At 63.0% G+C, this 24,962-nt stretch carries 18 protein-coding genes; 8 read left to right on the forward strand and 10 right to left on the reverse strand.

The annotated features are described in order from the left end of the window. The first annotated feature begins 95 nt into the window (after nt 1-95). Entirely contained in the window at nt 96-1,160 is a 1,065-nt protein-coding gene (locus AB4Z51_RS32425; RefSeq protein ID WP_441498764.1) for an IS110 family transposase, read from the forward strand. 263 nt (nt 1,161-1,423) lie between these two features. On the opposite strand, the gene AB4Z51_RS32430 is transcribed toward AB4Z51_RS32425, so the two are convergent. The 3 genes from AB4Z51_RS32430 to AB4Z51_RS32440 all read right to left on the reverse strand — a co-directional run bounded on the left by AB4Z51_RS32430 (nt 1,424) and on the right by AB4Z51_RS32440 (nt 4,671). Further along, nucleotides 1,424-2,938: a tripartite tricarboxylate transporter permease gene (locus AB4Z51_RS32430; RefSeq protein ID WP_441498765.1), complete on the reverse strand. Its 1,515-nt coding sequence runs from the start codon at nt 2,936-2,938 to the stop codon at nt 1,424-1,426. A 9-nt stretch (nt 2,939-2,947) separates the two neighbouring features. Continuing rightward, on the reverse strand, nt 2,948-3,490 hold the full coding sequence (locus tag AB4Z51_RS32435; RefSeq protein ID WP_441498766.1) for a tripartite tricarboxylate transporter TctB family protein: 543 nt from the start codon (nt 3,488-3,490) through the stop codon (nt 2,948-2,950). 206 nt (nt 3,491-3,696) lie between these two features. After that, entirely contained in the window at nt 3,697-4,671 is a 975-nt protein-coding gene (locus tag AB4Z51_RS32440; protein ID WP_441498767.1) for a Bug family tripartite tricarboxylate transporter substrate binding protein, read from the reverse strand. Nucleotides 4,672-5,092: 421 nt separating this feature from the next. Here AB4Z51_RS32440 and AB4Z51_RS32445 point away from each other — a divergent pair, with 421 nt between their 5' ends. Then, nucleotides 5,093-5,704 (forward strand): prepilin peptidase, encoded by a 612-nt coding sequence (locus tag AB4Z51_RS32445; protein WP_441498768.1) that lies wholly within the window; start codon nt 5,093-5,095, stop codon nt 5,702-5,704. 83 nt (nt 5,705-5,787) lie between these two features. Here AB4Z51_RS32445 and AB4Z51_RS32450 read toward each other — a convergent pair whose 3' ends face one another. The 4 genes from AB4Z51_RS32450 to AB4Z51_RS32465 all read right to left on the reverse strand — a co-directional run bounded on the left by AB4Z51_RS32450 (nt 5,788) and on the right by AB4Z51_RS32465 (nt 10,491). Next, on the reverse strand, nt 5,788-6,585 hold the full coding sequence (locus tag AB4Z51_RS32450) for an enoyl-CoA hydratase/isomerase family protein (RefSeq protein ID WP_028156590.1): 798 nt from the start codon (nt 6,583-6,585) through the stop codon (nt 5,788-5,790). 41 nt (nt 6,586-6,626) lie between these two features. Beyond that, nucleotides 6,627-7,826, reverse strand: coding sequence for a pyridoxal-phosphate-dependent aminotransferase family protein (locus AB4Z51_RS32455; RefSeq protein WP_441498769.1), 1,200 nt, complete (start codon nt 7,824-7,826; stop codon nt 6,627-6,629). Between the two features lie 126 nt (nt 7,827-7,952). Then, entirely contained in the window at nt 7,953-9,236 is a 1,284-nt protein-coding gene (locus AB4Z51_RS32460; RefSeq protein WP_441498770.1) for an MFS transporter, read from the reverse strand. 52 nt (nt 9,237-9,288) lie between these two features. Further along, on the reverse strand, nt 9,289-10,491 hold the full coding sequence (locus AB4Z51_RS32465; RefSeq protein ID WP_441498771.1) for a pyridoxal-phosphate-dependent aminotransferase family protein: 1,203 nt from the start codon (nt 10,489-10,491) through the stop codon (nt 9,289-9,291). Between the two features lie 133 nt (nt 10,492-10,624). Here AB4Z51_RS32465 and AB4Z51_RS32470 point away from each other — a divergent pair, with 133 nt between their 5' ends. The 4 genes from AB4Z51_RS32470 (at nt 10,625) to AB4Z51_RS32485 (ending at nt 18,256) form a co-directional block, all read left to right on the forward strand. Beyond that, on the forward strand, nt 10,625-11,362 hold the full coding sequence (locus AB4Z51_RS32470; RefSeq protein WP_441498772.1) for a GntR family transcriptional regulator: 738 nt from the start codon (nt 10,625-10,627) through the stop codon (nt 11,360-11,362). A gap of 105 nt (nt 11,363-11,467) precedes the next feature. Continuing rightward, the gene (locus tag AB4Z51_RS32475; protein ID WP_441498773.1) at nt 11,468-14,443 is read left to right on the forward strand and encodes an FAD-binding and (Fe-S)-binding domain-containing protein; all 2,976 of its coding nucleotides are present in this window, start codon (nt 11,468-11,470) and stop codon (nt 14,441-14,443) included. After that, a complete protein-coding gene (locus AB4Z51_RS32480) occupies nt 14,436-14,864 on the forward strand; it encodes a GlcG/HbpS family heme-binding protein (RefSeq protein WP_135215088.1) in 429 nt (142 codons plus the stop codon). The genes AB4Z51_RS32475 and AB4Z51_RS32480 overlap by 8 nt, the downstream gene beginning before the upstream one ends. A 1,709-nt stretch (nt 14,865-16,573) precedes the next feature. Beyond that, on the forward strand, nt 16,574-18,256 hold the full coding sequence (locus tag AB4Z51_RS32485; RefSeq protein WP_441498774.1) for a MobA/MobL family protein: 1,683 nt from the start codon (nt 16,574-16,576) through the stop codon (nt 18,254-18,256). Between the two features lie 546 nt (nt 18,257-18,802). On the opposite strand, the gene AB4Z51_RS32490 is transcribed toward AB4Z51_RS32485, so the two are convergent. After that, on the reverse strand, nt 18,803-19,039 hold the full coding sequence (locus AB4Z51_RS32490) for a helix-turn-helix domain-containing protein (RefSeq protein WP_025576313.1): 237 nt from the start codon (nt 19,037-19,039) through the stop codon (nt 18,803-18,805). A 169-nt stretch (nt 19,040-19,208) separates the two neighbouring features. On the opposite strand from AB4Z51_RS32490, the gene AB4Z51_RS32495 reads away from it, so the two are divergent. After that, nucleotides 19,209-20,048, forward strand: a complete 840-nt coding sequence (locus AB4Z51_RS32495; protein ID WP_441498775.1) for a metallophosphoesterase family protein — start codon at nt 19,209-19,211, stop codon at nt 20,046-20,048. 639 nt (nt 20,049-20,687) lie between these two features. Continuing rightward, the gene (locus AB4Z51_RS32500; RefSeq protein ID WP_193560892.1) at nt 20,688-21,176 is read left to right on the forward strand and encodes a hypothetical protein; all 489 of its coding nucleotides are present in this window, start codon (nt 20,688-20,690) and stop codon (nt 21,174-21,176) included. 637 nt (nt 21,177-21,813) lie between these two features. Here AB4Z51_RS32500 and AB4Z51_RS32505 read toward each other — a convergent pair. Next, nucleotides 21,814-22,596 (reverse strand): enoyl-CoA hydratase/isomerase family protein, encoded by a 783-nt coding sequence (locus AB4Z51_RS32505; RefSeq protein WP_441498776.1) that lies wholly within the window; start codon nt 22,594-22,596, stop codon nt 21,814-21,816. Between the two features lie 121 nt (nt 22,597-22,717). Beyond that, complete coding sequence (locus AB4Z51_RS32510) at nt 22,718-24,808, reverse strand: molybdopterin oxidoreductase family protein (RefSeq protein ID WP_441498777.1); 2,091 nt, start codon at nt 24,806-24,808, stop codon at nt 22,718-22,720. Nucleotides 24,809-24,962: the final 154 nt, after the last annotated feature.

The raw sequence follows: 24,962 nt of genomic DNA on the forward strand, positions 1-24,962 counted from the left end.
GCTAATGGGATGGTCCGGGCTAATGGGATGGTCCGGCCGTGCTCCTGCCCCGCCAGCGATAAGCTGGCCAGGGGCGCCAAGACAAGGAGCACGCCATGTCCCAGACACTCAATACCGCGATCGCCGTGATCGGCATCGATATCGGCAAAAACTCGTTCCATGTCGTGGGCCACGATGCGCGCGGYGCCATCGTGCTGCGGCAAAAGTGGTCGCGTGGCCAGGTGGAGGCGCGGCTCGCCAATATGCCGCCTTGCCTGATCGGCATGGAAGCCTGCGTCGGCGCACATCATTTGAGCCGCAAACTCGCATCGCTTGGTCACGATGCCAGGCTGATGCCGGCCAAATATGTCCGCCCTTATAGCAARGGACMGAAGAACGACTTCAAYGAYGCCGAARCGATTGCCGAAGCCGTGCAGCGCCCRACGATGAAGTTCGTGGCGACCAAGACAGYGGAGCAACTSGATCTGCAGGCGCTGCATCGGGTGCGCGAGCGGCTGGTGTCGCAACGCACCGGCATCATCAACCAGATTCGCGCCTTCATGCTGGAACGCGGGATCGCGGTGCGCCAGGGTATCGGCTTCCTGCGCACAGAACTGCCCACCATCCTTGCGACGCGCACCGATGCCCTGTCGCCACGCATGTTGCGTGTCATCGAGGAGTTGACAGGCGACTGGCGTCAGCTGGATCATCGCATCGATAGCCTCTCCGGCGAGATCGAAGCACTGGCCCGTCAAGATCAGGCATGTTCGCGCCTGATGACGGTGCCTGGCATCGGGCCGATCATTTCGAGCGCCATGGTGGCCGCGATCGGCACTGGAGACGTCTTCTCCAAAGGCCGTGACTTCGGCGCCTGGCTCGGACTGGTGCCCAAGCAGATCTCGACGGGAGACCGCACGATCCTCGGCAAAATCTCAMGGCGCGGCAATCGCTACCTSCGCGTTCTGTTCGTSCAGGCGGCATGGGTKGTGCTGGTCAGGATCAAGAACTGGGAACGTTACGGACTCAGATCYTGGATCGAAGCCGCCAAGAAGCGATTGCACCACAACGTGCTGGCGATCGCACTCGCCAACAAGCTTGCCCGCATCGCCTGGGCGGTGCTGGCTAAAGGACGCGCCTTCGAGCTGACAAGGACCAACGATGCAGGCGTCCGACCCGCTTGATCCTCGCGCCGTGCTCGGCGCGGTCAAGGCGCGGCCTGGCAACGCCGGAGCCAGCCGCAAGCCAAGCGCAACGGCCGGCCTTGACCGCCCGTGCGCGCGACGCGACGCACGTCCTGCGGGCCGGGACGAAGGAACGGCCCCTGGCTCGAACACAGGAACTCCCGGAGCAAATGCTCCAATCAAAGGCCGGATACATTGATGCAAGACCACTCACTACCTGATCGACGAACCTCTTGCTACGCACGGCCGGACCATACATTGGGTCAAGCGGCAGGCTTCGCCCGCCGCGGCCATCCGACGCAGCGCAGCAAGCGGTCGATCACAGGCCAAAATAACAGCACGATCGCCAAAGTTGTGATCGAGCCGACCAGGCTGTTCGACCAGAACACCTTGAGGTTGCCGCCGGACCCAATCATCGACAAGCGGAAGGCATCCTCGGCGCGGTTGCCGAGCACGAGCGCCAGGGTGAACGGCGCGAGCGGGATGCCGATCTTCTTGAAAACGTAGCCGACGACGCCGAAGCCCAGCATCAGCCAGATGTCGAACATCGCGTTCTGGATCGCATAGGCGCCGATCGCGCAGGACACCACGATCATCGGCGCCACCGCGGCGAACGGCACGCGCAGGATCGAGGCGAAGATCGGCACCGTCGTCAGCACCAGCACGAGGCCGACGACATTGCCGAGATACATCGAGGCGATCAGGCCCCAGACGAAGTCCTTGTGCTCGACGAACAGCAGCGGGCCCGGATTGAGTCCCCACACCATCAACCCGCCGAGCAGGATCGCGGCGGTGCCGGAACCGGGAATGCCGAGCGCCAGCATCGGCAGCAGCGCCGAGGTGCCGGAGGCATGCGCCGCCGTCTCCGGCGCGAACACCCCCTCGATACGGCCCTTGCCAAAGCTCTCGGGATCCTTGGCGAAGCGTTTTGCGAGGTTGTAACCCATGAAGGACGCCGCGATCGCGCCGCCCGGGGTGATGCCGAGCCAGCAGCCGATGAAGGAGGAACGCAGCAGCGTAACCCAGTATTTCGGCAGGTCCTTCCAGACGCTCAGCACAACGCGGAGCGAAATGCTCGCGGCGTGTCCACGCAGCGCCAGCCGCTCCTCCATTGTCAGCAGGATCTCGCTGATGCCGAACAGGCCGATGACGGCAACAAGGAAGTTGATGCCGCGCAAGAGCTCGGCCGAGCCGAAGGTCATGCGCAACTGGCCGGACACGGTATCCATGCCGACGCCCGCGAGCAGCAGCCCCAGCGACATCGAGATGACCGTCTTGTGCTTGGCCTCGCGCCCCAATCCGACGAAGGAGCAGAAGGTCAGCAGATAAACAGCGAAGAACTCGGGCGGACCGAACTTCAACGCAAAGGACGAGATCATCGGTGCGAGGAAGGTGATCAGCAGCACCGCGACCAGCGAGCCGATGAAGGAGGACGTGAACGCCGCCGTCAGCGCCTCCGCCGCCCTGCCCTGCTGTGCCATCGGATAGCCGTCGAAGGTGGTCGCGACCGACCAGGCCTCGCCGGGGATGTTGAACAGGATCGAGGTGATGGCGCCGCCGAACAGCGCGCCCCAGTAGATGCAGGACAGCATCACGATCGCCGAGGTCGGATCCATCGTGAAGGTGAGCGGCAGCAGGATCGCCACGCCGTTGGGGCCGCCGAGCCCGGGCAGCACGCCGACGAAGATGCCGAGCACCAGCCCGACCATCATCAGCACGAGCGTCTTCCACGTCAGCAGGACGGCGAAGCCATGAAGCAGGAGACCGAAAGCTTCCATCGTGAGCGCCTAGTAGCCGAAGGCCGCTTCGAGCGGCCCTTTCGGCATGATGACGTCGAAGGCGATGTCGAAGGTGACGAACATGATCGCCGTGAACAGGAAGGCCGTGAGCAGCGACTYCCACAGCGCGATCTTGCCGACGAGCCGCATGAAGCCCACGATCAGGAGGAAGCTCGCGACGTAGAGGCCGAGGAACTGCATCACCAGGCAGAACAGAAGCGTCGGCACGAACACCGCCATCACACGGCGCGCTTGCGCACGCGTGACGAAGCTTTCGGATACAGCGCGGTGCGCCACAAAGGCTGCAATCAGGCCATAGAGGCTGCTGCCACCGAGGATGACGGAGAGATAGAACGGGAAATAGCCGGGCTCCGGCCCGGTCGAATCCCAGGAGGCGCCGGTGCGCCAATTGTCATAGCCAAGCGTTGCGGCCAACGCGAGCAACAGCAGGCAGACGAATATCTCGATCGTGCCGGAGGAGACGACAGAGGGTGAGTCGTCTTCAGGCGCGGTCGGATCGTCGACGACGATTTCAAGTTCGGTTTGGGACATGAGCTGCTTTGCAAAAGCCGGGAGTGATGTCACCTCGCCCCGCTTGCGGGAAGAGGCAGAGGCCGCGTCCGCGGCCGTTTTCTAGAACGCCGAAGCGCCGGGTGAGGGGGGACTCTCTGCGAGTCCGCCTGCCACTCTCTTCGGGGAGAGAGCCCCTCACCCCTGCCCTCTCTCCGTAAGAACGGGGCGAGGGAGAAGAGAGACGGCTACTTCGCGACGAATCCGGCTTCCGTCATCAGCGACTTGTTGGTGGCGTCGTCCTCCTCGAGGAATTGCACCATGTCCCTGCCGGTGAGGAAGATCGGCTTCAGCGCCTGCTTTTCCATGTAGTCCTTGTATTCCGCGGTCTGCGTCACCTTGTGGAACAGATCGACATAGAACGCCTGCTGCTCCGGCGTGACCTTGCCGGGCAGGAACATCGCGCGTAGCATCAGATACTGGACGTCAACGCCCTCCTCCTTACAGGTCGGGATGTCGGCCCAGGATTGCGTATCCGTCACCTTGCTGGTGTAGGAGATGCGCTCCTTGTCGAACACGCAGAGCGGGCGCACCTGGCCGGCACGCCAGACTTCGAGATTTTCGCTCGGGTTGTTGACGTTGGATTCGGTGTGGTTGCCGACGAGCTGGGTCGCGGCCTCGCCGCCGGACTTATAGGGCAGATAGGAGAATTTCGCGCCGGTCTTCTGCTCGAGGAAGACGGTCAACACGTGATCCTCGCGCTTGGAGCCGGTGCCGCCCATCTTGAACGGCGAACTCGCCGCCTTCGCGGCCGCGACGAATTCCTTCACCGTCTTCGGACCTGCGCTGTTGTCCCACAGTACGAACTGGTCGAGCGCGATCACCGAGACCGGCGTCAGCTCGCGCCAGTTGAACGGGATCTTCGCCGACAACGGCAGCATGTAGATCAGCGAATAGGCGATCAGCACCTTGTTCGGGTCGCCTTCGCTGGACTTCATGTACATCAGCGCTTCCGCGCCCGAGGCGCCGCCCTTGAGCGAGACGACGATCGGCTGCTTCATCAGATTGTTCTTCTGAATGGCGGCCTGCATCATCCGCGCCATCTGGTCGGAGGCGCCGCCCGCGCCGGCGGCCACCACGATCTCGACGGGCTTGGTCGGCTCCCAGCCGGCAAAAGCCGGCGCGCCACAAAGCGCGGCGGCCAGCACGACCGCGGCCTTCATTCCATGTCCCACGTGCGTCYCCCCAAGTTTTCGCCTATGTTATTGTTCGGATTGGCAATTCGCGAAGCAATGCGAATTGCATTGTGCGGGCGAATGCCGGGCAGTTCAAGCCGGCCCGGCGCCGCTCGGCTTATGACTTTGGAATGAGATCGATTGCAAGCTCGACCGCCAAAATCTCGGGACTGGAATAGAAGGCGAGCCCCCAAATCAACGTTGCAGTTCGGGTTGCCCCCTACGATCGTTCGGGAATTACCTGCTGTTTGGCGGTGAGAGATAATGTGTCACAGCTTTGTGCCACAAAGCCCGCGAGATCATCGGGCGGACGGGGCAACACGCCGGATGCAACCGAAATGATCACTGGTCTCCAGTTGCTTCAGTGAAGAACGGGCGCGTTTCCTCATTTCGCAGATGCCGAGAGCCTATGGTCTATTTCAATCGAAATTCCACCGGAGGAAAATCAGGGGTAGTTCAAAGCACTTTGGTATTCGCTGTTGTCGTATTCGTGTTCGTTGTCACAAGCCTCATGATCGCGCCGGGCACGGATGGGCTGTTAGGTGCATACCTCGCCGCCCTAATGCTCGGCATCGCCTGCAACGACGCCCGCCACTACCTCATTCCAAACGAGCTGACCGCCGCGGCTTTTGGAATTGCTTTGTTACGCGGATCAATCTTATTCAATGCCAGTGCATCATCCATGCTGTGGCTGGTCTTTCGCGCCTCAGCGGTAAGTCTGCCGTTGCTTCTTCTCTTGTTGTACTACCGCCACTGGCGCGGCCGGAACGGATTGGGGCTTGGGGACGTCAAGCTTGCCGCAGTTGCCGGTGCCTGGCTCGAACTCCCAACGGCGGCTGCGGTGATCGAATTGGCGGCACTTTCGGCGATTGCCGCCTACACCGCCAATGCCGTCGTGCGACGGCGGTCGCTGCGACGTACAGCAGTCTTGCCGTTCGGACTTTTTATGGCGCCCGCAATTTGGATCGGCTGGCTGAGCGAACAATTACTTTTGCGCTGGGGCTATTTCTGGCCGGGTTGACCTCGTCGCTTGCAAAGTCGCTGCCTCGGCGGTCCCGCGGCGGCGAGTTGAGTGATCGAGACGCGGAGACGTAGTGTTGCACGCTACTTGCCCTTCCAGTTCGGTGTACGCTTGTTGAGAAAGGCGTCCATGCCCTCGCGGAAATCTTCGCTCATATAGGCCTTGAGGATCAGGTCCTCGCCCTCTTCGCGCGACAGCGTGCGGCGGATGCGGCGCACGGCCTCCTTGGTCGCTTCAAGCGTGAGCGGCGCATGGCTTGCGACGAGCTTGGCGGTCTCGTCGGCACGGCGCTGCAGCGTCTCTACGTCGGGCACGACCTCGTTGAGCAGGCCGAGCGACAGCGCTTCCTGCGCCTCGACGAGGCGCGCCTTGAAGATCAGATCCTTGGTGCGGGCAGGTCCCACCAGCGAGACGACACGGCTGATGTTCGACATCGACAGGCAGTTGCCGAGCGTGCGTGCGATCGGAAAGCCGATGCGCGTGGTTTCGGTACCGATGCGAAGGTCGCAGCAGGCCGCGATGCCGGCGCCGCCGCCGGTGCAGGCTCCCGCGATCGCCGCGATCACGGGCACACGGCACTGCTCGAGCGTGCCGAGCACGCGGTCGATGCGGGCCTCGTAGTCGAGCGCGTCTTGCGCAGTCTTGAAGGCGCGGAACTGAGAAATGTCGGTGCCGGAGGCGAAGGCCTTGTCGCCGGCGCCGGTCAGGATCAGCGCCTTGATCGAGCGATCGGCGTTGATCTCCTGGCAGATCTCCGCCATGCGGTCATACATGGCGAAGGTCATTGCGTTACGCGCCTGAGGGCGGTTGAAGGTGATCCGCGCGATGCCGTCCTGGACGGAGTAGAGCAGGTCTTCGTTGGTCGTCGTCGGTGCGTTCATCGCGCGCTCACTTTCTAAGTTAATTCAGGCCACCTGAGCCTTCAGGCCACCTGGGCCTTGGCCATCGGCACCGCGTCGCGTCCCTTCAGGACGTCCATGGCCGCCAAAACGCCGCCGCTCCGGTGCGGAATCTTTGCAAGATCCAGGCCCATCTCGACGCCGGCAAGCGTGCCCATCAGCATCAGTTCGTTGAAATGGCCGATATGGCCGATGCGGAACACCTTGCCCTTGACCTTGTTCAGGCCCGTGCCGAGCGACATGTCGAAGTTTTCGAGCACCACCTTGCGGAAGGCGTCGGCGTCGTGTCCATCGGGCACGCGCACGCCGGTCAGCGCCGGCGAGTGTGCGGCGGGATCGGCGCACTGCGTCTCCAGGCCCCAGACCTTGACCGCGGCGCGCGTCGCGGCGCTGTGCCGCTTGTGGCGGGTCCAGACATTCTCCAGCCCCTCCTCTTCCAGCATCTTGACCGCTTCACGCAGGCCGTAGAGCAGATTGGTCGCGGGCGTGTAGGGGAAGGTGCCGAGCTTGTTGAAGGAGATGACCTCCTGCCAGTCCCAGTAGGAGCGCATGCCGGGGTTGGCCTTCGCCACCGCGAGCGCCTTCTCCGAGACGGCGTTGAAGCCGAGGCCCGGGGGCAGCATCAGGCCCTTCTGCGAGCCGGCGACCGAGACGTCGATGCCCCAGGCATCGTGCTCGTATTCCATCGACCCAAGGCCGGAGATGGTGTCAACCATCAGGAGGGCCGGATGCTTGACGCGGTCGAGCAACTTGCGCACCTCGAGCGGCGGCGTCACGCAGCCGGTCGAGGTCTCGTTGTGGACGACGCAGACCGCCTTGATCGTGTGCTGCTTGTCGGCGGCAAGGCGCTTCTCGATCTCGGCGAGGTCGGCGCCATGGCGCCAGTCGCTCGGGATAAAGTCGACGTCGAGCTTGAACTTGTCGGCGATGCCGCGCCACAGCACGGCGAACTGGCCGGTCTCGCACATCAAAACCTTGTCGCCGGGGGCGAACACGTTGACCATCGCCGCTTCCCAGGCACCGGTGCCGGACGAGGGGAAGATGATCACCGGCTGCTGGGTGCGGAACACTCGCTGCATCGAGGCGAGGACAGCAAAACCGAGCTCGGCGAACTCCGGACCGCGATGGTCCAGCGTCGGCATGTCCATCGCCCGCAGCACCCGGTCGGGCACGTTGGTCGGTCCTGGAATCTGTAAGAAATGCCTTCCAGTGTGCACGGTCATCGGCGTCCTTCCCGGTCTAGCCTTGGTTTTGATGGCCGCCGAATAGCACCATTTGACCGGCTTGTCCCCTCTCCTTAAGACGCCTCCCATGCATAAGCGGCGGGCCTCGCCCTGGCCGCGCTTCCCCTACTCCGCGGCCACCACCTTTCCGAAAGGCAGGCGCCTCTCGGCCCCCGAGAACGGGCGCTCCGGATGCATCAGGAAGGCGGAGAAGCCGCCGAGCAGCAGCAGCCCCATCGACATCAGGAACGGCAGGTACCAGTTGCCGGTCGCGTCGATCACGAAGCCGGCAACGAGCGGGGAGACGATGGCGGCGAAGGCCGAGCCGGTATTCATGAGTCCCGAGGCGGTGCCGGAATATTTCGGGGCGATATCCATCGGGATCGACCACATCGGGCCGATCACCAGCTCGGCGCAGAAGAAGCCGGCGGACAGACACAGCGCGACGATCGTGATGTCGTGGACGAACAGGATCGGAAACAGCGAAAGCAGCGCGCCCGTAAATCCCGCAACGGTGACGCTCAGCCGCGCCAGGCGGACATTGCCAGTGCGGTCGAGGATCTTGTCCGAGAGCACGCCGCCGACGCTGTCGCCGACAACGCCGGCGAAGAACACGCCGGAGGCGAACAGCGCCGAGTTCTTGATGTCGAGATTGTAGTTGTTCTTGAAGAACAGCGGCAGCCAGTTGAGATAGAGCCACAGGCACCAGCCGTAGCAGAAATAGGTCAGCGTCACTGGCCACATGCGGCCGAGCAACGGCCCCCACGGCACGCGCGGCCGCTCGCCCGTCGGGCGCGGCGGTAGTGCGGCGAGCTCGGCCTCGGTGATGGAGGCGTGCTCCTTCGGCTCGTTGCGGAAGTACCAGACCCAGACGACGCCCCAGACCAGACTGACGAAACCGAGCACGACGAACGCGCCGCGCCAGGTCAGCCAGAGGATGAGCAGCGCCACCACCGGCGGCGTCACGGCGTTGCCGAGCCGCGCGAAGGAATGGGTTAGTCCCTGCGCAAACCCGCGGCGATTCGCGGGCGTCCAGTATTGCATCGCGCGCGTTGCCGTCGGAAAGGTCGCGCCCTCGCCGAAGCCGAGCGCGAAGCGCGCGACGAACAGTGCGGCAAGGCCGTTGACGAAGCCGGTCGAGATGGTCGCCGCCGCCCAGATCATGCCGCACCAGAACAACGTCTTGCGCGGCCCGAAACGATCGCCGACCCAGCCGCCGATCACCTGGAACAGCAGATAGGGATAGGCGAAGGCGGAGAAGACGAGGCCAAGCTGGGTGTTCGACAGACCCAGCTCTTTCTGGATCTCGCTCGCGGCGGTGCCGATGTTCACCCGGTCGACATAGGTGATGAAATACATCGCGCAGAGCATCGCCAAGACGACATGCGTGGCCTTGAACCGAATTCCCATCTCCACCCTCCCTGACTCTTTTTTATGATTGGCCTTGCGTGTCCCGCGCGACCTAGGTGCCGACCACTTTCAGATGCGGCGAGGCATTGCCCTGCGCGCGCTGCTCCAGCAGCTTCATCGCGGCGTCGACACCGCCGGAGCGATGCGGCACGCCCGCAACCGACAGGCCCATCTCCACGCCGGTGAGCGCGCCGAGCAGCGTCAGCGCGTTGCATTCGCCGAGATGGCCGATGCGGAAGACTTTTCCGGCGACCTTCGACAGGCCCGAGCCGAGCGACATGTTGTAATTGTCGAGCACGATCTTGCGGAACTGATCGGCGTCGTGGCCCGGCGGCATCAACACCGCGGTGAGCACCGGCGAGAACTCCGAGGGCTCCTGGCAGAGGATCTCGAGGCCCCAGTGACTGACGGCGGCACGCGTCGCGGCAGCCAGCCGCTGATGGCGCGCGAACACGTTGTCGAGCCCCTCTTCGAGCAGCATCGCGATCGCCTCTCGCAGGCCGTAGAGCAGATTGGTCGCCGGCGTGTAGGGGAAGAAGCCGTTGGCGTTGGGCTTGAGCATCTCCTCCCAGTCGAAATAGGAGCGCGGCATCTTGTTGGTTTTCGCAGCAGCGCGGGCCTTCTCCGAGATCGCATTGAAGCCGAGACCGGGCGGCAGCATGAAACCCTTCTGCGAGCAGCTCACGCTGACATCGACCTTCCACTCGTCGTGGCGGTAGTCGACCGAGCCGAGCGAGGAGATGGTGTCGACCATCAGCAGCGCCGGATGCGCGGTGCGGTCGATCGCGGCGCGGATCTCGGCGATGCGGCTGGTCGCGCCGGTCGAGGTCTCGTTGTGCACGACCATGACGGCCTTGATCGCGCGCGCCTTGTCCTCGGTGAGCTTCGCCTCGATCAATGCGGGATCCGCGCCGCGGCGCCAGTCGCCGGGCACGAAGTCGACCTCGATGCCGAACCGCCCCGCCATCTGCCGCCACAGGGTAGCGAAATGGCCGGTCTCGACCATCAGCACCCGGTCACCAGGCGACAGTGTGTTGACGATCGCAGCCTCCCAGGCGCCCGTCCCCGACGAGGGGAAGATCACGACCGGACCCGCGGTCTGGAAAATTGTCTGGCTGCCCGCGAGCACGGCGCGGCCGAGCTCGCCGAATTCCGCGCTCCGGTGGTCGATGACCGGCATGTCCATGGCGCGCAGGACGCGCTCGGGGACCGGGCTCGGGCCCGGAATCTGAAGGAAATGGCGTCCCTGGTGCATGAAAACCTCCCTGTCGGCGGACTCAAGCCGGCTTCAGAAGTCATTTTGCATTCATTTTTTGTCATTTCAATCGAATTTTGGTATTCGATTGTGAACATCGACGCGATCGAACAGGCAATCTATTGTGCTGCAAATGAAATCCACGATTCCCGACACCGGGGTTCCGATCGCCCCACCCGCCGCAAATGGCGGCGACCGCCAGGAGGCCTCGCTTCACGGCGAGATCCTGCTGCGGCTGCGCGACTACGTGGTCGAGGGCAATATTCCCGACGGCGCGCGCGTCCCCGAGCGGCAGCTCTGCGCGATGCTCGGCATCTCCCGCACGCCGCTGCGCGAGGCCCTGAAAGTGCTCGCTTCCGAGGGCCTGATCGAGCTTCTGCCCAACCGCGGCGCGCGCGTCCGCCAACTCAGCCAGCGCGACCTCGAGGAGCTGTTCGACGTCATGGCGGGGCTGGAGAGCCTTGCCGGGCGCCTCGCCTGCGAAGCCATTACGGATGAGGAAATCGCCGCGATCGAGCAGCTGCATTACGAGATGTACGGGCACTATCTGCATCGCGACATGCACGGCTACTTCCAGACCAACCAGCGCATCCACGAAAGCATCGTCGCGGCCGCACGCAACGAGACCCTGAAGACCGCCTACGCCAACTTCGCAGGCCGCATCCGCCGGGTCCGTTACTCAGCCAATTTCGCCCGCAAGCGGCAGCGCTGGGCGGAAGCGATGCGCGAGCACGAGGCCATCCTCGATGCGCTGCGCCGCCGCGCCGCCAGCGAGCTCAGCGACATCCTGTTCCAGCACCTGCGCAACAAGCGGGCGGCCGCGATCGAGCACCTGACCGAGCCCCAAGAGGACGCGCCGGTGTCGCCCTGAGGGGCGACCGACTTGCTCGTTTTGAATTCATAATATAATCGGTCGTGAGAAATAATGAATAACTCAGCAAGGCTGGGCCTCGCTGGATCAATCCGGGAACCAGGGATGACAAACGCCTCCTCGCTCGAACGGCGCCTGCGCGCGGAAATGACCGGCGATGTCCTGTTCGACGGCTTCAGCCGCGGCCGCTATGCCACCGACGCCTCATTCTACCAGATCATGCCGGCCGGCGTGGCCGTGCCCAGGACCATGGATGACGCCTTGCGGGCACTGGCGATCGCCCGTGACGAGGGACTGAAGGTCACCCCGCGCGGCGGCGGCACCTCGCAATGCGGCCAGACCGTCAATGACGGCCTCGTGGTCGATCTCTCGAAGCACCTGAACCGGATCCTGTCGCTCGACGTCGCCGGCCGCTCCTGCGTGGTCGAACCCGGCATCGTGCTCGACGATCTCAACCGTCAGCTCAAGAAGCACGGCCTGTGGTTTCCAGTCGACGTCTCCACGGCCTCGCGCGCCACGATCGGCGGCATGGCCGGCAACAATTCCTGCGGCGGCCGTAGCTTGCGCTACGGCACGATGCGCGACAACACGCTGTCGATGGAGGCGGCGCTCGCCGACGGCACGCTGGGCCGCTACGGCGAGGTGTCGCGCGATCTCTCCGATCTCGATGCGAACGACAGCGTGCGCACCCTGTTCCGCGACATGCTCGATCTCGGCGCTCGCGAGGCCGACGAGATCGCCGCGCGCTTCCCAAAGGTGCAGCGCCGGGTCGGCGGCTACAATCTCGATGCGCTGACGCCGCGCAATGCGCGCAACAACATGGCGCATCTCCTGGTCGGCTCCGAAGGCACCCTCGCCTTCACCACCAAGGTCGAGCTGAAGCTGTGGCCTGTCATCCGCAACAAGGCGCTCGGCATCTGTCATTTCGGCAGTTTCTACGAGGCGATGGACGCCGCCCAGCACCTGGTCAAGCTCAAGCCGATCTCGGTCGAGCTGGTCGACCGCACCATGCTCGCGCTCGGCCGCGACATCGCGATGTTCAGGCCGATCATCTCCGCCGCCATCAAGGGCGATCCGGATGCCGTTCTGGTGGTGGAGTTCGCCGAGGAGGACCAGGCGGACAATCTCCTGCGCCTGAAGCAGCTTGGCGAGCTGATGGGCGATCTCGGCTTCGGCTGGAATAACGACAAGCGCAAATGGGGCGGCGTGGTGGAGATCACCGAGCCCGCGCCGCAAAGCGGCATCGCCGATTTCCGCGCCGCCGGCCTCAACGTCATGATGTCGATGAAGCAGGAGGGCAAGCCGGTCTCGTTCGTCGAGGATTGCGCCGTGCCGTTGCCGCATCTGGCCGACTACACCGCGCGCTTGAGCGAGGTTTTCGCAAAGCACGGCACCAGCGGCACGATGTATGCGCATGCCTCCGAGGGCTGCCTGCACGTGCGGCCCGTGCTGAACCTGAAGCAGGAGAAGGACGTCAAGGCGATGCGGGCCATCGCCGAGGAAGCCTTCGCGCTGGTGCGCGAGTACAAGGGCTCGCATTCCGGCGAGCATGGCGATGGCCTGGTGCGCTCTGAATTCCACGAGACCATGTTCGGCGCGCGTCTCGTCGCCGACTTCAGGGAGGTGAAGAGCCGCTTCGATCCCGAAGGCGTCCTCAATCCCGGCAAGATCGTCGATGCGCCCCGGATGGACGATCGCTCGCTGTTCCGCTTCAAACCCGACTATCGCGTCACCGAGTTGAAGACCAGGCTGGATTGGTCCGCCTATCCCGGCGCCGGCGGCGGATTCCAGGGCGCGGTCGAGATGTGCAACAACAACGGCGCCTGCCGCAAGCTCGAGGGCGGTGTGATGTGCCCGTCCTACCGCGCGACGCGCAACGAGAAGGACGTCACCCGCGGCCGCGCCAACAGCTTGCGGCTCGCGATCTCCGGCCAGCTCGGTCCCGACGCGTTGTCCTCCGACGAGATGATGGAGACCCTAAAACTCTGCGTCTCCTGCAAGGCCTGCCGCCACGAATGCCCGACCGGCGTCGACATGGCTAAGATGAAGATCGAGGTGCTCGCTGCCCGCGCAGCGTCCCATGGCCTGACCCTGCGCGATCGCTTGGTCGGCTACCTCCCGCGCTATGCCGGTCTCGCATCGCACTTCGCGCCACTCGCCAATTTGCGCAACCGCAGCCCGCTGCTGCGAAAGCTGTTCGAGCGCTTTGCCGGCATCAGCGCGCGCCGGGCGCTACCCGCCTTCCGCAGCGACGTGTTCGTGGCGCCCGCAGAAGCGGTCGGGCCGGAGACCGGCCGCGAAGTCGTGTTGTTCACGGACACCTTCAATCGCATCTACGAGCGCGAAAATCTCGACGCCGCGCTCCGCGTGTTGGCGGCGGGTGGTTATCGCGTGCACCTGCCCAAGCCAACGAGCGGCAGTCGCCCGCTCTGCTGCGGCCGTACATTCCTCTCAGCCGGTCTCGTCGACGAAGCCAGGGCCGAGCTCGACCGCCTCGTGGCCGCGTTCGCGCCCTTTGCCGCCCGCGGTGTGCCGATCGTCGGCCTCGAGCCGAGCTGCCTGCTGACGCTGCGCGACGAGCTCGCCTCGCTGCGCAAGGACAACGATGCCAGGGCCGTCGGCGCCCACGCGCTGACTTTCGAGGAATTTTTGGTACGCGAAGCGGAGGCCGGAAGGCTGCAGCTGCTACTCGGTACCGTCGCCGACAAGGCCGTCGTGCACGGTCATTGCCACCAAAAATCCTTCGGCGCCTACAAGTCGGTCGAGCAGGTGCTGCGCCTCATTCCGGACCTGAAGGTCGAGACCATCGAAGCGAGCTGCTGTGGCATGGCCGGCGCGTTCGGTTACGGCGCTGACACCTATGATGCCTCGATCGAGATGGCTGAGCTGTCGTTGCTGCCCGCCGTGCGGCGCGCCGACCAGAATACGCTGGTCGTCGCCGACGGCACCTCCTGCCGGCATCAGATCCACGACGGCGCCCAGCGCGAAGCGCTTCACGTCGCGCGCGTGCTGGCGATGAGCCTCGACCGCGCCGGAGCAAATTCCACTTCTCACACCAAAAAGGAAACCAGCCATGGCTGACCTCACGCTCGATACCGCCCGCAAGATCCTCGACGCCGCCTTCGTAAAGTCCACCGAGCTGAAGCTCAAGCCGCTGGTCGTCACCATCCTGGACGCACGCGGCGTGCTCAAGATCGCCGCGGCGCAGGACGGCACCAGCCTGATGCGCGCCGAGATCGCCCACGGCAAGGCCTATGGTGCGCTCGCCATGGGCATGGGCTCGCGCGCCTTGTACCAGCGTGCGCAGGAGCAGGCCTATTTCATCGATTCCGTGAATACCATTGCCAAGGGGGCGCTGGTGCCGGTCCCCGGCGGCGTGCTGATCCTGGACGGCGCCACCTTGCTCGGCGCCGTCGGCGTGTCCGGCGACACCTCAGACAATGACGAGGCCTGTGCTGTGGCCGGCATAACGGCTGCCGGACTGAAAGCGCATGCAGGATAATGGCTGAGGCTCCTGGGTCCGGGATAAATTAGCATGCCGCAAGCGGGCAACCGTCTCGATCAACAAAACTTGCCTTGTGGAGCTGAATCGTCCTAAGGCGAGCTAGTTTGCTCGCGCTAAAATTCGCGGGGTTCCGTCGCGTCCGTCGAGCCATCGCCAACAATGCTTCGCCCGCCATCCTGGCGCAACGGAGCAGGCACTCGAGATCAAGCCCGATAGGAACGACCGCGCACGCACTGATCGAACGCAGATACAACAACGCGTCGAGCAGCATCCCTTAGTTCCTACGGAAGTCGCCATTGCTTGACAGTGTTAGACCGTCTGCCCACCAATTAGAAATGCGGGGTTGATAAGGGAGCACATCGAGGCGAAATGCGTCTCGCAAGCAGCGCAATCGCCGGGGTTCGAAATGGATGCTTTGGGCACTGAAGGGAGCGGTTTAGATGGGTCCGCTCTAGAGCATCATGTGCAGCCTGACACGGAGAGTACCCAACCATCCTTTCGCCGAGCCTGCTTTTGAGGCTCACCGGGCATAAAGCTGCTGCACCTAGCCTAGGTGCACCCTAATCTCGAGGCAATAGGTGCGATGCGGATTGTCTAAGCTGCGTTGGGACATACCACGGAGCAGAGCATTGATGGCCATTCAGGTCGGCGTCCGGCACCTGCGGCAGCGACTACGCAGCCAACAGGCTCGTTCGGCGGTTGATTAGATCGCGACAGCGGGCGGAGCGATGTTTAAACAGAGCGGCACAGTGAATTTTGATAAGATGGGCAGCAAATCGGAGTTTACTGCCCATCACCCTCTTTGGAGCGCAACCAAAAGCTGCAAATTCCGGTGTAAAGACTTGAAAAAGCGCAGCTTTCTTGTGAGCAATGTCAGCATTGGGATCGCGCAGATCTGCCTATCAGACCTTCTCTAGGTGCACGATCATGAGGATCGTTGAGCAGCCTATAAGGCGTCCAGGACATTCTTAGCCACTTCCAAACCCACCGAGGAATATGCGGAAAAGCCTGAGCTCGCGCGATTTGCAGTTTCTGTTGGTGCAAGCGGCCCAGTGCGCAAGGACCGGATATCGGAGTTCGTCGTACGCAATAAGAGCGATTTTACGTTGTTGATCGAGGGAAGGCGGCCGGCAATCCTCACCCTCGTGACTCGGACGAGCTCAGTCCTGAAAGACGCCACCGCAATCCGCGAGCGCGGGGCGCATGAACGCAGAAAGGGGTCGTGAAGATCACCGCCTAGAGTTTGCAATCTCGATCGCCCCGAGCGGCCTCAGCTCTCGGGGTCGCAGGCGATGGATCAGCCGGGCATCGACCGGGGCATGTGCCCCACCCTTAGGGGCGCGCGGCGCTGCCCCGTCGAAAGCAGTTCGTTCGCTGAATCGAATGACGGCGAGTCTGCTCAAACGTTGTGCGGCCGAGCGCGGGCTGTGCGGTTTTGCCTGACGGGCAAGTCCCGACTGTTTGCCTGCTCACGAGGTGCTGCCGCCATGGCCATATTCGTCAGCAAGGCAAGCTCAACGACATCGCCCCCCAACCCGGATAGCGGCCTGCTGGTCCGCAATCGCCACCACCCCGGCCTGCTCAGAGCCCCGCGGTGGGCGACTATCCTGCACCCCACCGGGGCTGCTTCCTACGTTTCCTCGCCAGCGCCTTCGGTTTGAATGCACTCGCGCTCGGGACTTGCAGGGCCGTTTGATAGACATGCCGTGAAAGCGGCGCAACGACAGGTCCTTTATACGTCGGTGAAGAACAAGATGGGTTTCTGCTACATCCATACGGGCGTTATTCAGCGCGCGAAGGGCTACACGGCTCTCGCGCGGCTCGCCTACCAGACCTGTGGATCCGTGAACGACGGCTTCCGTCGAGTGAGCTACCGGGCCTATGCGGCGCATCACTTGGGAGGGCTTGTTCTGCTGCCGAGACACGCACCTGCGGAGCTGGCCGATCTTCTGGAATTCGTGGCGGCTGTTGGCCTCCGTGAGAACCGGCGGGACGCACAGGAGGGCCGGATCGTCGATTTCGCGATACCACGCCAAGTGCCGCCAGAGCTGTTGCTGGCCGTGGCGGCATTTGTGCTCCTCCCCTTCGTCGAGCTCGGCATGTCCATCCGCATCGATGTGGAGTGCCCGCCCGCAAGCGACGGCGAGCCGAATCCACACGCGCACGCCTATTTGGCAATGCGAGAGGTGGACCGAGACGGCTTCGGTGCCAAGGAACGATCTTGGAACCAACTGTTCTGGCGCGACGGCGGACGCCACGTGCGGTCGATCATTGCCGCGCGACTCACGCTGGCTTGCGCCATCCTTTGTATCGACGCTCACGTCGATCCACGGCACAATGAAGCCAAGGGAGCGGACACGCCAGAGCTGCGACTTCCGGGAGTGCTGTTTCGAATGTACGAGGCCGGCAGGTCGGTTCACCAGATCGAGAACCTCAAGGCGCAGCGGCATGGCAAGAAGACCCAGCCGACGCAGCGGCATGCGCCGAAGGTGACACCTGGGCTGATGATCACGAACGCTGCAGCGTCTAAGAACGGCCCGACCAAGGTGGCCGCCTTCCGCCAAGCGTTCGCCGAGAAGGCCATGGAAGTGGGCTACGCGCTTGAAGCCATGGCCGAAGAGCCCCCCGAGGCGCCGCTGTCGCTGGCAGGCACCGCCGTGTCGTTCGATGGCGTCGCCTTCAGGCTTAAGGAGAACTGCGAGGCGGAGGACGCCGACATCGTGGTGCTGTTTGCACGCGTTCTTGGCTGGCCGTCGCTGGTGGTCGAGGGCGACGCTAAGATTGCCGACCTGATCGCGGTCGCGGGTGCGTCCATCGACATGTTCATGGTCAATCGGTCGCCCTCTCCCGCTGTGCGCCATATCATTTCGCAAACGAATTTCGAAAGATTCAAGGCAGCCATCGCGCGGGCCGACCGGCTCGGTATTGTGGCAAAATTGCTGGCTGACGTTGCGCCTGGATCGGCTGCCGCGCCCCCCGGCGAGGGTCGCGAGGACGTTGTCGCGGCATCGGTCACCGAAATTGATGTTGAGCCGGCAGGCGCCGCAATCCCTGCAGAGGCGGTCTTGGTCCAGCCCGGCCCCGAGGTGTCGGCTGAGCCGGATTCAGAGGCTGGCCTCGACGTTGCGCCGTCCGCCGAGGTCATCCCCAATTCTGGCGATCGAGCGGCCATGGATCCGACGATCATCTCAGGTCCTTCGCTCGACGGCCTTGAATCCCTCCCTGACGACGATTCCTGGCAGATCAAACCGGATCCGAACGTGGTCAGGCAAAACGCCCGGCATGTGCAGGCCTACTATGACCGCCTCCAGCGCCAGGTCGCGGAGGCGGAGGAGATCGCAAGCAGGATGACCAATCGAGTCAAGGGGCGCGATCCGCGTCCGCCTTAGCCGAGTTTCCTCTGCAGGTCCGAGAAGATGGTCTTTGTCGCTGGCACTGCTCGCGACGCCAAGGCCATGGCAGCCGAGCGCCTGGTCTCAGCAAACTTTGGGATAGCGACTTCCGGTGCCCGGTCYCGGACAACCATCGCACCGCCAAGATGGCGTGCGTAGCTGAAGGAGCGCAACCGACCCGAACACACTGTGGATATAGGGCGCGATCCGCCGGAAGGCCGACAATCGCCCAAGGCGCGGGTGAATCGCAATTTGCCGTCCCCCCGGCGCGCCGAGAGGATCAAAACAGCCGGCCTGCCCCTGTCCGGCCCACTCCACATCGGCGTCAAGGGTTGACCGCCTGCGTATCACTCAAGCAATCTGATTGGGCTCCGCAAATCTATCGGACGCCGAAATGGTCAAGCATCTCTATACGATGCGCGAGGCTTCACAACTGAAAGAGGAGCGTTGGGCTGCCGCTTCCGACTAAATAGGAGTCGGAAATCGCTTGGCATCCTCTTAGCTTAGCGCCTGCCGCAGTAGGTTCTGTTCCAGCCCGACGGGCTAGCGCCGATTGAGCCTCCGTACCACCTCGGCCGGATCGAAACCTAGGATTCGCCCCAGCTCGATCAGCTCAACCACATCGATCCGACGCTGGCCGGACTCTAAGTGGGTGACCCACGACTGATACACTCCGAGCTTCTCGGCGAGATCGACCTGGCGAAGACCAGCGTCCTTCCTGAGCTCGACCAGCATGGCCGCGAGTTTCTTCTGAATTGGTGACGTGACCGTTTTTGGCATCCAGCCTCCCGGAGGGGGCTAGAGAAATAAAACGACTTTACAGATACCTATAATATCGGTATTCTCGACCTAACTAGCCAATCATCGAGTGAGTCATGCCGAGCCCAAGATTACCGCCTGAGGAAACCAGCGAAAAATGGTGGTCGGGTGCACACGGGCGGAGTGCACAGTGAGGGTAGCTTACTCTTCAGATTGGCATCTCGGGGCTTTCCCAGAGTCTCCGGCTGCTGACTTTGACGTGTTGGTCTGCGCCGGCGACATCTGTGAGGTGGACGAGCCTCAGCGCGCGATCCGGAGCGTGGTCGAGTATGCCTGCGGCAAATCCGTTGTCGCTGTTGCAGGAAACCACGATCTTTACACGAGCAACCCGGAGGACAAGCGCACGAACAACGATTTCATCCGTCTGATGCGCGCGGAAGCGCAGCGGCAGGATGACGCCGCGGATGATGACATCGTACACGTGTTGGCCGCTGACGAACCCGTCTGTTGGATCGGCAACGTACGATTCGTCGGGCTCACGCTCTGGACCGATTGGATGCTGGCCGGCCGCTGGACTCCGAACCCGGAACTGATGCCTGCGGAAGTGTGGGCGGCGCACGCGCGTGCGATGGCGAGACATTGGCATAGCGGACCCGAGGAGTATCGCAAGATTCGAACAGAGCGCGGCATTTGGACCCCGTACGATGCGGTCGCCGAACACGCGCACGAGAGGGCGATCTTAATGGACGAGCTCGCCAGCCCGCACGATGGGCCGACTGTTGTGGTGACGCACCATCCGCCGATGCCGGAATTTGTCGATGCCTATCAAGGGATGATTGGCATGCCGTGGTGGGCGGCCGCGTTTTACGGATCAGATATTTTGCGAGCGATGCCGGACCAACTTCGTCCGGATCTCTGGATCTGCGGCCACGTGCATGTGCCGTGCGACATCCAGTGCGGGCGCACACGCGTCGTCAGTAATCCAGTTCGCGGCGGTAAATTTGATCCAGATGCTGTAGTGGAGGTGTGATATGGCGATGCATGGTGTCCCAGAGCCGAGTGATTGGCGCGCGAGACTCGTTTGGAAACACCACAGGCTCTTTGATCCACCACCGGGAGACCCGGAGCTGGCGACGGGACTACCGGACTGCGGTCCAGGCTGGGAAAAGATCATTGATCGCACCTGCAGCGATCTCGGCGCACCATTTCTTTTCGGCTTCCATATGCGTGGAGAAATCAAAATCACCCAAGTCTATCAGAAATTAGGGACCCTGCGATTCCGATGGGAGGAGGTTCAAAACAAAGGCAGTCGCACTTGGAAGCCCCTTTGCTTCTCCAGCAAACTATCAATTCGCAACATTCTCCAACGTGCATGTGCCGCATCTGCCTGCATTTGCGAATTCTGCGGGGCCCCTGGTCGGCCCCACAGCAACGGTAGCACAGTCACAACCCTGTGCACCGAGCACGCTGATGGCGACCCTATGCTGATGCCGAGAGGGTTGGAAAATACGGACGTGCACATTGCCCTAATAAACGGAATGATCCGAGTTTTGGAGTGCAAGCAGTACGATCATGGCGATGACTGCTTCACTGTGCTCGCTGCAAGCGAAGTCGGGCTCGACCAAATAGAAGGGCCCTTGTTCGGAGGGCAAAAGCAGAGGTAATTGACGTGCTGCGGGTCACTGTCGAAATCTGGCCTGGCGGAGAGCCGCGCCGCGCGCGGATTCTTGCGACCGCGTTTATCGCAAACGTAAGCGATCTCGAGGACATCTCGAACTACACGATGCGGGTCTCCGAAGGCGTCAATCCCGTCGCCGGCACACCCGCGTGGAAAGCCGAAGGCGAGGTGCGCGGTCACGACCGACGTGCATCTGTGTGGAGTCTCATCGCTAAGGTCGCGGCCTGGGCGGCGGAGCAGCGGAAAGCCGTTATCCGACGAGGACAGCCGGAAGACCCTCTCGGCTACCATACGAGCGACCTAATGTCTTGTGCCAGAGCCATGGCGGAAGCCGCTTTGTCCGGGAATAACAGGGCGCATGTGGACGCGGAAATCGCTGCCGTCGAGAAGCGTCTGATTAAGACGGTTCCGAAGGATGACGATAAAGCGACGGACAACAAGGCGCCGAGCGCGCTAGACGAGGACGGGCAGGAGACATGACGGCCGACGAAATTTGGTCGGATGAATTGGCAGGACAACTAGTTGACACAAACCCGCGTCTCTTCGGCGCGCCTACTCGGGCGTAGCCCGAATGTAACGAAGGGTGGCGCGAACTTTTCGAACGCTGTTGCTCCCGGATCGAGAGTGCGCTGCAGCCGGATGAAACTCTGACGATAGAGCAGATCAAAGAAAAATAAGCGACCTTGCGATTCTATTACTATGGCAAATTTTCGCAGGCCACCCGGCAGAAGATCAACAATGCGATAGCTCTCGCGGAGGCCCATAGCGCTGTCACCTGCGAAATTTGCGGTGTCGAGGGGCGGCTCTATCGCCACGGTGCTTGGTACATGACCCGGTACACTGCGCACGAGAAGGGGCGCCAAGTCCCTGCCAAACCGGATCGTGAAAACCTCCTAATCTCATACGGATACGAGGGCGGCCAGTTACGAGTCGTAGCATGTCAGCGCTACGACCGGGCGACCGACGGCTTCACACCGGTGGATCCGCGTCAGTCGGTTAAACGAGGAGAGGCAGGAGAAATAGCAAATGTTTGCCCCTACTCACCAGTCGGAATGGCAGCCCAGCGCATTGGGAGCTCTCAAGAGATTCGAGCCGGGAGCCTGCCGATTTGGGATGCTTATTTCCCTGTCCACGAAGGCTTGCGCTTCTCGCTGAACGCCTTCAGGCCCTCCTTGGCGTCCTCGGTCATCGCGAGCAGCGCTATCTGGCTTTCGGTGTAGGCGATGCTCTCGTCAAACGACATCGACGCGATGGCGCGCATGGCATATTTGCCGCGGCGGATCGCGGTCGGGGACTTGTCGACGATGCGGCCGATCAGCCAGTCGACCTTGGCATCGAGCTCGGCGGTGGGCACCACATAGTTGAGCAGGCCCGCAGCTTGCGCCGCTTTCGCGTCGAACGGCTCGCCGGTGAGCGCCCATTCGTTGACGACGCGCGGCGGCGCGATGCTCTGCAACAGGCTCAGCACCTGCATCGGGAATACGCCGACCTTCACCTCCGGCAGTCCGAAGATGACGTGATCGGCCGCAATCGCCATGTCGGTCATGCACAACAGGCCCATGCCGCCGGCCATGCAGACGCCACCGACCCGCGCAATCGCCGGCTTCGTCGCGTTCTGCGACAAACGCAGCAGATCGGCATAGTCGACATTCGGCTTGGAATGATCCATCGCGAACGCCGCGCCGGAATTCTGCAAGTCGGCGCCGGCGCAGAACGCCTTGTCGCCTGCCCCCGTCAATACGATGACGCGGACGTCCTTGTCGTCATGCGCGTCGCGATAGCCTTTGGTGATGCCGGCGATAACCTCGCCGTTCAACGCGTTGCGTTTCTCCGGCCGGTTGATGGTGATCCAGAACGCCTGCCCACGCTTTTCGGTGATGATTGCTGTGGTGTCGGTCATCGTACGCTCGCTCCCGTTTGCAGCCATTTGCGGCAGCTCGGGCGGCAGGCGCAAGGGCAATCTGCAACGAGGCCTTGCTTTAGCGCCTCGACACAAATTGGCGGGCGAGCGAAGCGCGCGCTCAGGCCAAGACCGTTTTCCTGATCCAGACCTTGTTGTCGTGGAATGCAGCTCCCCCGATCGGCGCGATCGTATCGGCTCCAGTCARCACGTTGATGCCGCGGCCACCGATATGATTCTTGTTTGGGTGAACGGATTCCGCGATCAGCACGCCGCGCCGCACGCCGTCGAACAGCGTTGCGAGCAGCGTGGTCTCGCCCCGGGTGTTGCCGAGCGTCACGGCGTCGCCGTCGGCGATATCGAGCGCAGCCGCATCCAGCGGATGGATCATCACGCTTGCTCTGCCTTCACGCGCCTGCGAGGACGGCGTCTCGTTGAAGGTGGTGTTGAGGAAGCTGCGCGAGGGACTGGTCGCGAGCCGGAACGGATGGGCTTGATCGGTATGCTCGATCACCGCCCAATGGTCCGGCAGCGACGGCATCTTATCGAAATCGCCCATCGTCTGGCCGAACGACGGATGCGCCCACTCGGCCTTGAAATGGAATTTCTTGTCGGCATGGGCAAAGCCGTCGAGATAATGCGAGGTCCGGAAGTCCGGTTGCAGGTCGCGCCAGATGTCGGCTTCGAGACCAGCGATGTCGCCGTGGTTGCTGAGCTTCAGCGTCGCGTCGATCAATTCGCGCGGCGTCATCTCGAAGCCCGGATGCTTCGCGCCAAGCCGCGGCGCCAGCGCCTGCATGACCTGATGGTTGGAGCGGCATTCGCCGGGCGGGTCGATCAGCTTCGGCCCGACCGAGATGTGCTGGTGGCCACCGCCGTAATAGAGATCGTCATGCTCCATGAACATGGTCGCCGGCAGCACGATGTCGGCCATCTCGGCCGTCTCGGTCATGAACTGCTCGTGCACCGCCACGAACAGATCCTCGCGCGCAAACCCCTGACGCACCAGCGCCTGCTCCGGTGCCACCGTCATCGGATTGGTGTTCTGGATCAGCATCGCCTTGATCGGACCCTTGCCTAGCAAGGCTTCGGCGTCGCCGGTGAGGATGCGGCCGATCTGCGACTGGTCGAGCGCCCGCGTGGTCTTATCGATCGCGTCGTGGCCCTCGATGAGGGATTCATTGAAGTGCCACAGCGCGTAATTGTTGAAGAAGGCGCCACCGCCTTCATATTGCCAGGCGCCGGTCACCGCGGGAACGCAGAGCGCCGCATGCATTTGCGCGGCGCCGTTACGCGAGCGGGTAAAGCCGTAACCGAGCCGGAAGAAGGTCCGCTTGGTCTCGCCGACCAGTTTCGCAAAGGCCTCGATCTCCGATACCGGCACGCCGCAGATCGTGGACGCCCACTCCGGCGTGCGCGTCTTCAGATGCGCCTCGAGCTCATCGGGGCAATCCGTGTACTTGTCCATATAGGCGCGGTCGGCGTAGCCATCGCGGAACAGGACATGCATCACGCCGCACGCGAAGGCGCCATCGGTGCCGGGCCGCAGGATGATCTTGATGTCAGCCTGCTTCATGGTCTCGTTGTCGTAGATGTCGACGGCGGCAATCTTGGCGCCGCGCTCCTTCCGCGCACGCGCAGCATGCGTCATCACGTTGACCTGCGTGTTGACCGGGTTGGTGCCCCAGATCACGACGAGATCGGAGAGCGCCATCTCGCGCGGATCGACGCCGGCAATCTTGCCGGTGCCGATCGCGAACCCGATGCGCCCGACATTGGCGCAGATGGTCTGATAGAAGCGCGAATATTTCTTCACATGCGTGAGGCGATTGAGGCCGTCGCGCATCACCAGCCCCATCGTGCCGGCGTAGTAATAAGGCCAGATCGATTCCGCGCCATACTCGCGCTCGGCCTTGTTGAAGCGATCCGCGATCTCGTCCAGCGCCTCGTCCCACGAGATCCGCGCGAACTGCCCGGAGCCCTTCGGCCCGGTGCGGCGCATCGGATACATCAGCCGCTCGGGGTGATGGATGCGCTCGGCGTAACGGGCGACCTTGGCGCAGACGACGCCAGCCGTGTAGGTCTGCTTTTTCGAACCTCGGACGCGGCCAATGCTGCGGCCTTCGACCACCTCGATATCGAGCGCGCAGGCCGAAGGGCAGTCGTGCGGACAGGTCGAATGGCGGATTTCGATCTTGGCGTGCTGGTTCATGTCCAGTTCGTAACATCAAAATAGCAGCCAGCCGAGGGCATTTATCCGGCAATGCCCATGCGATTTGCTCAGATCACGTGCCCTGCCGGTTCCTGCCGCGACCGCGAAGAGCGGCGCGGCCACACCGAAAACGGCCCGATATTCCCGGCGCGAT

Origin of the sequence: Bradyrhizobium sp. 2TAF36 (assembly GCF_052114925.1) — a bacterium.
GTDB classification, from domain to species: domain Bacteria; phylum Pseudomonadota; class Alphaproteobacteria; order Rhizobiales; family Xanthobacteraceae; genus Bradyrhizobium; species Bradyrhizobium barranii.

Coding starts and splice junctions, on each gene's coding strand:
- AB4Z51_RS32440 (WP_441498767.1), bottom strand. CDS start 4,671: ATGAAGGCCGCGGTCGTGCTGGCCGCCGCGCTTTGTGGCGCGCCGGCT.
- AB4Z51_RS32430 (WP_441498765.1), bottom strand. CDS start 2,938: ATGGAAGCTTTCGGTCTCCTGCTTCATGGCTTCGCCGTCCTGCTGACG.
- AB4Z51_RS32470 (WP_441498772.1), top strand. CDS start 10,625: ATGAAATCCACGATTCCCGACACCGGGGTTCCGATCGCCCCACCCGCC.
- AB4Z51_RS32445 (WP_441498768.1), top strand. CDS start 5,093: ATGGTCTATTTCAATCGAAATTCCACCGGAGGAAAATCAGGGGTAGTT.
- AB4Z51_RS32480 (WP_135215088.1), top strand. CDS start 14,436: ATGGCTGACCTCACGCTCGATACCGCCCGCAAGATCCTCGACGCCGCC.
- AB4Z51_RS32490 (WP_025576313.1), bottom strand. CDS start 19,039: ATGCCAAAAACGGTCACGTCACCAATTCAGAAGAAACTCGCGGCCATG.
- AB4Z51_RS32450 (WP_028156590.1), bottom strand. CDS start 6,585: ATGAACGCACCGACGACGACCAACGAAGACCTGCTCTACTCCGTCCAG.
- AB4Z51_RS32505 (WP_441498776.1), bottom strand. CDS start 22,596: ATGACCGACACCACAGCAATCATCACCGAAAAGCGTGGGCAGGCGTTC.
- AB4Z51_RS32455 (WP_441498769.1), bottom strand. CDS start 7,826: ATGACCGTGCACACTGGAAGGCATTTCTTACAGATTCCAGGACCGACC.
- AB4Z51_RS32475 (WP_441498773.1), top strand. CDS start 11,468: ATGACAAACGCCTCCTCGCTCGAACGGCGCCTGCGCGCGGAAATGACC.
- AB4Z51_RS32465 (WP_441498771.1), bottom strand. CDS start 10,491: ATGCACCAGGGACGCCATTTCCTTCAGATTCCGGGCCCGAGCCCGGTC.
- AB4Z51_RS32460 (WP_441498770.1), bottom strand. CDS start 9,236: ATGGGAATTCGGTTCAAGGCCACGCATGTCGTCTTGGCGATGCTCTGC.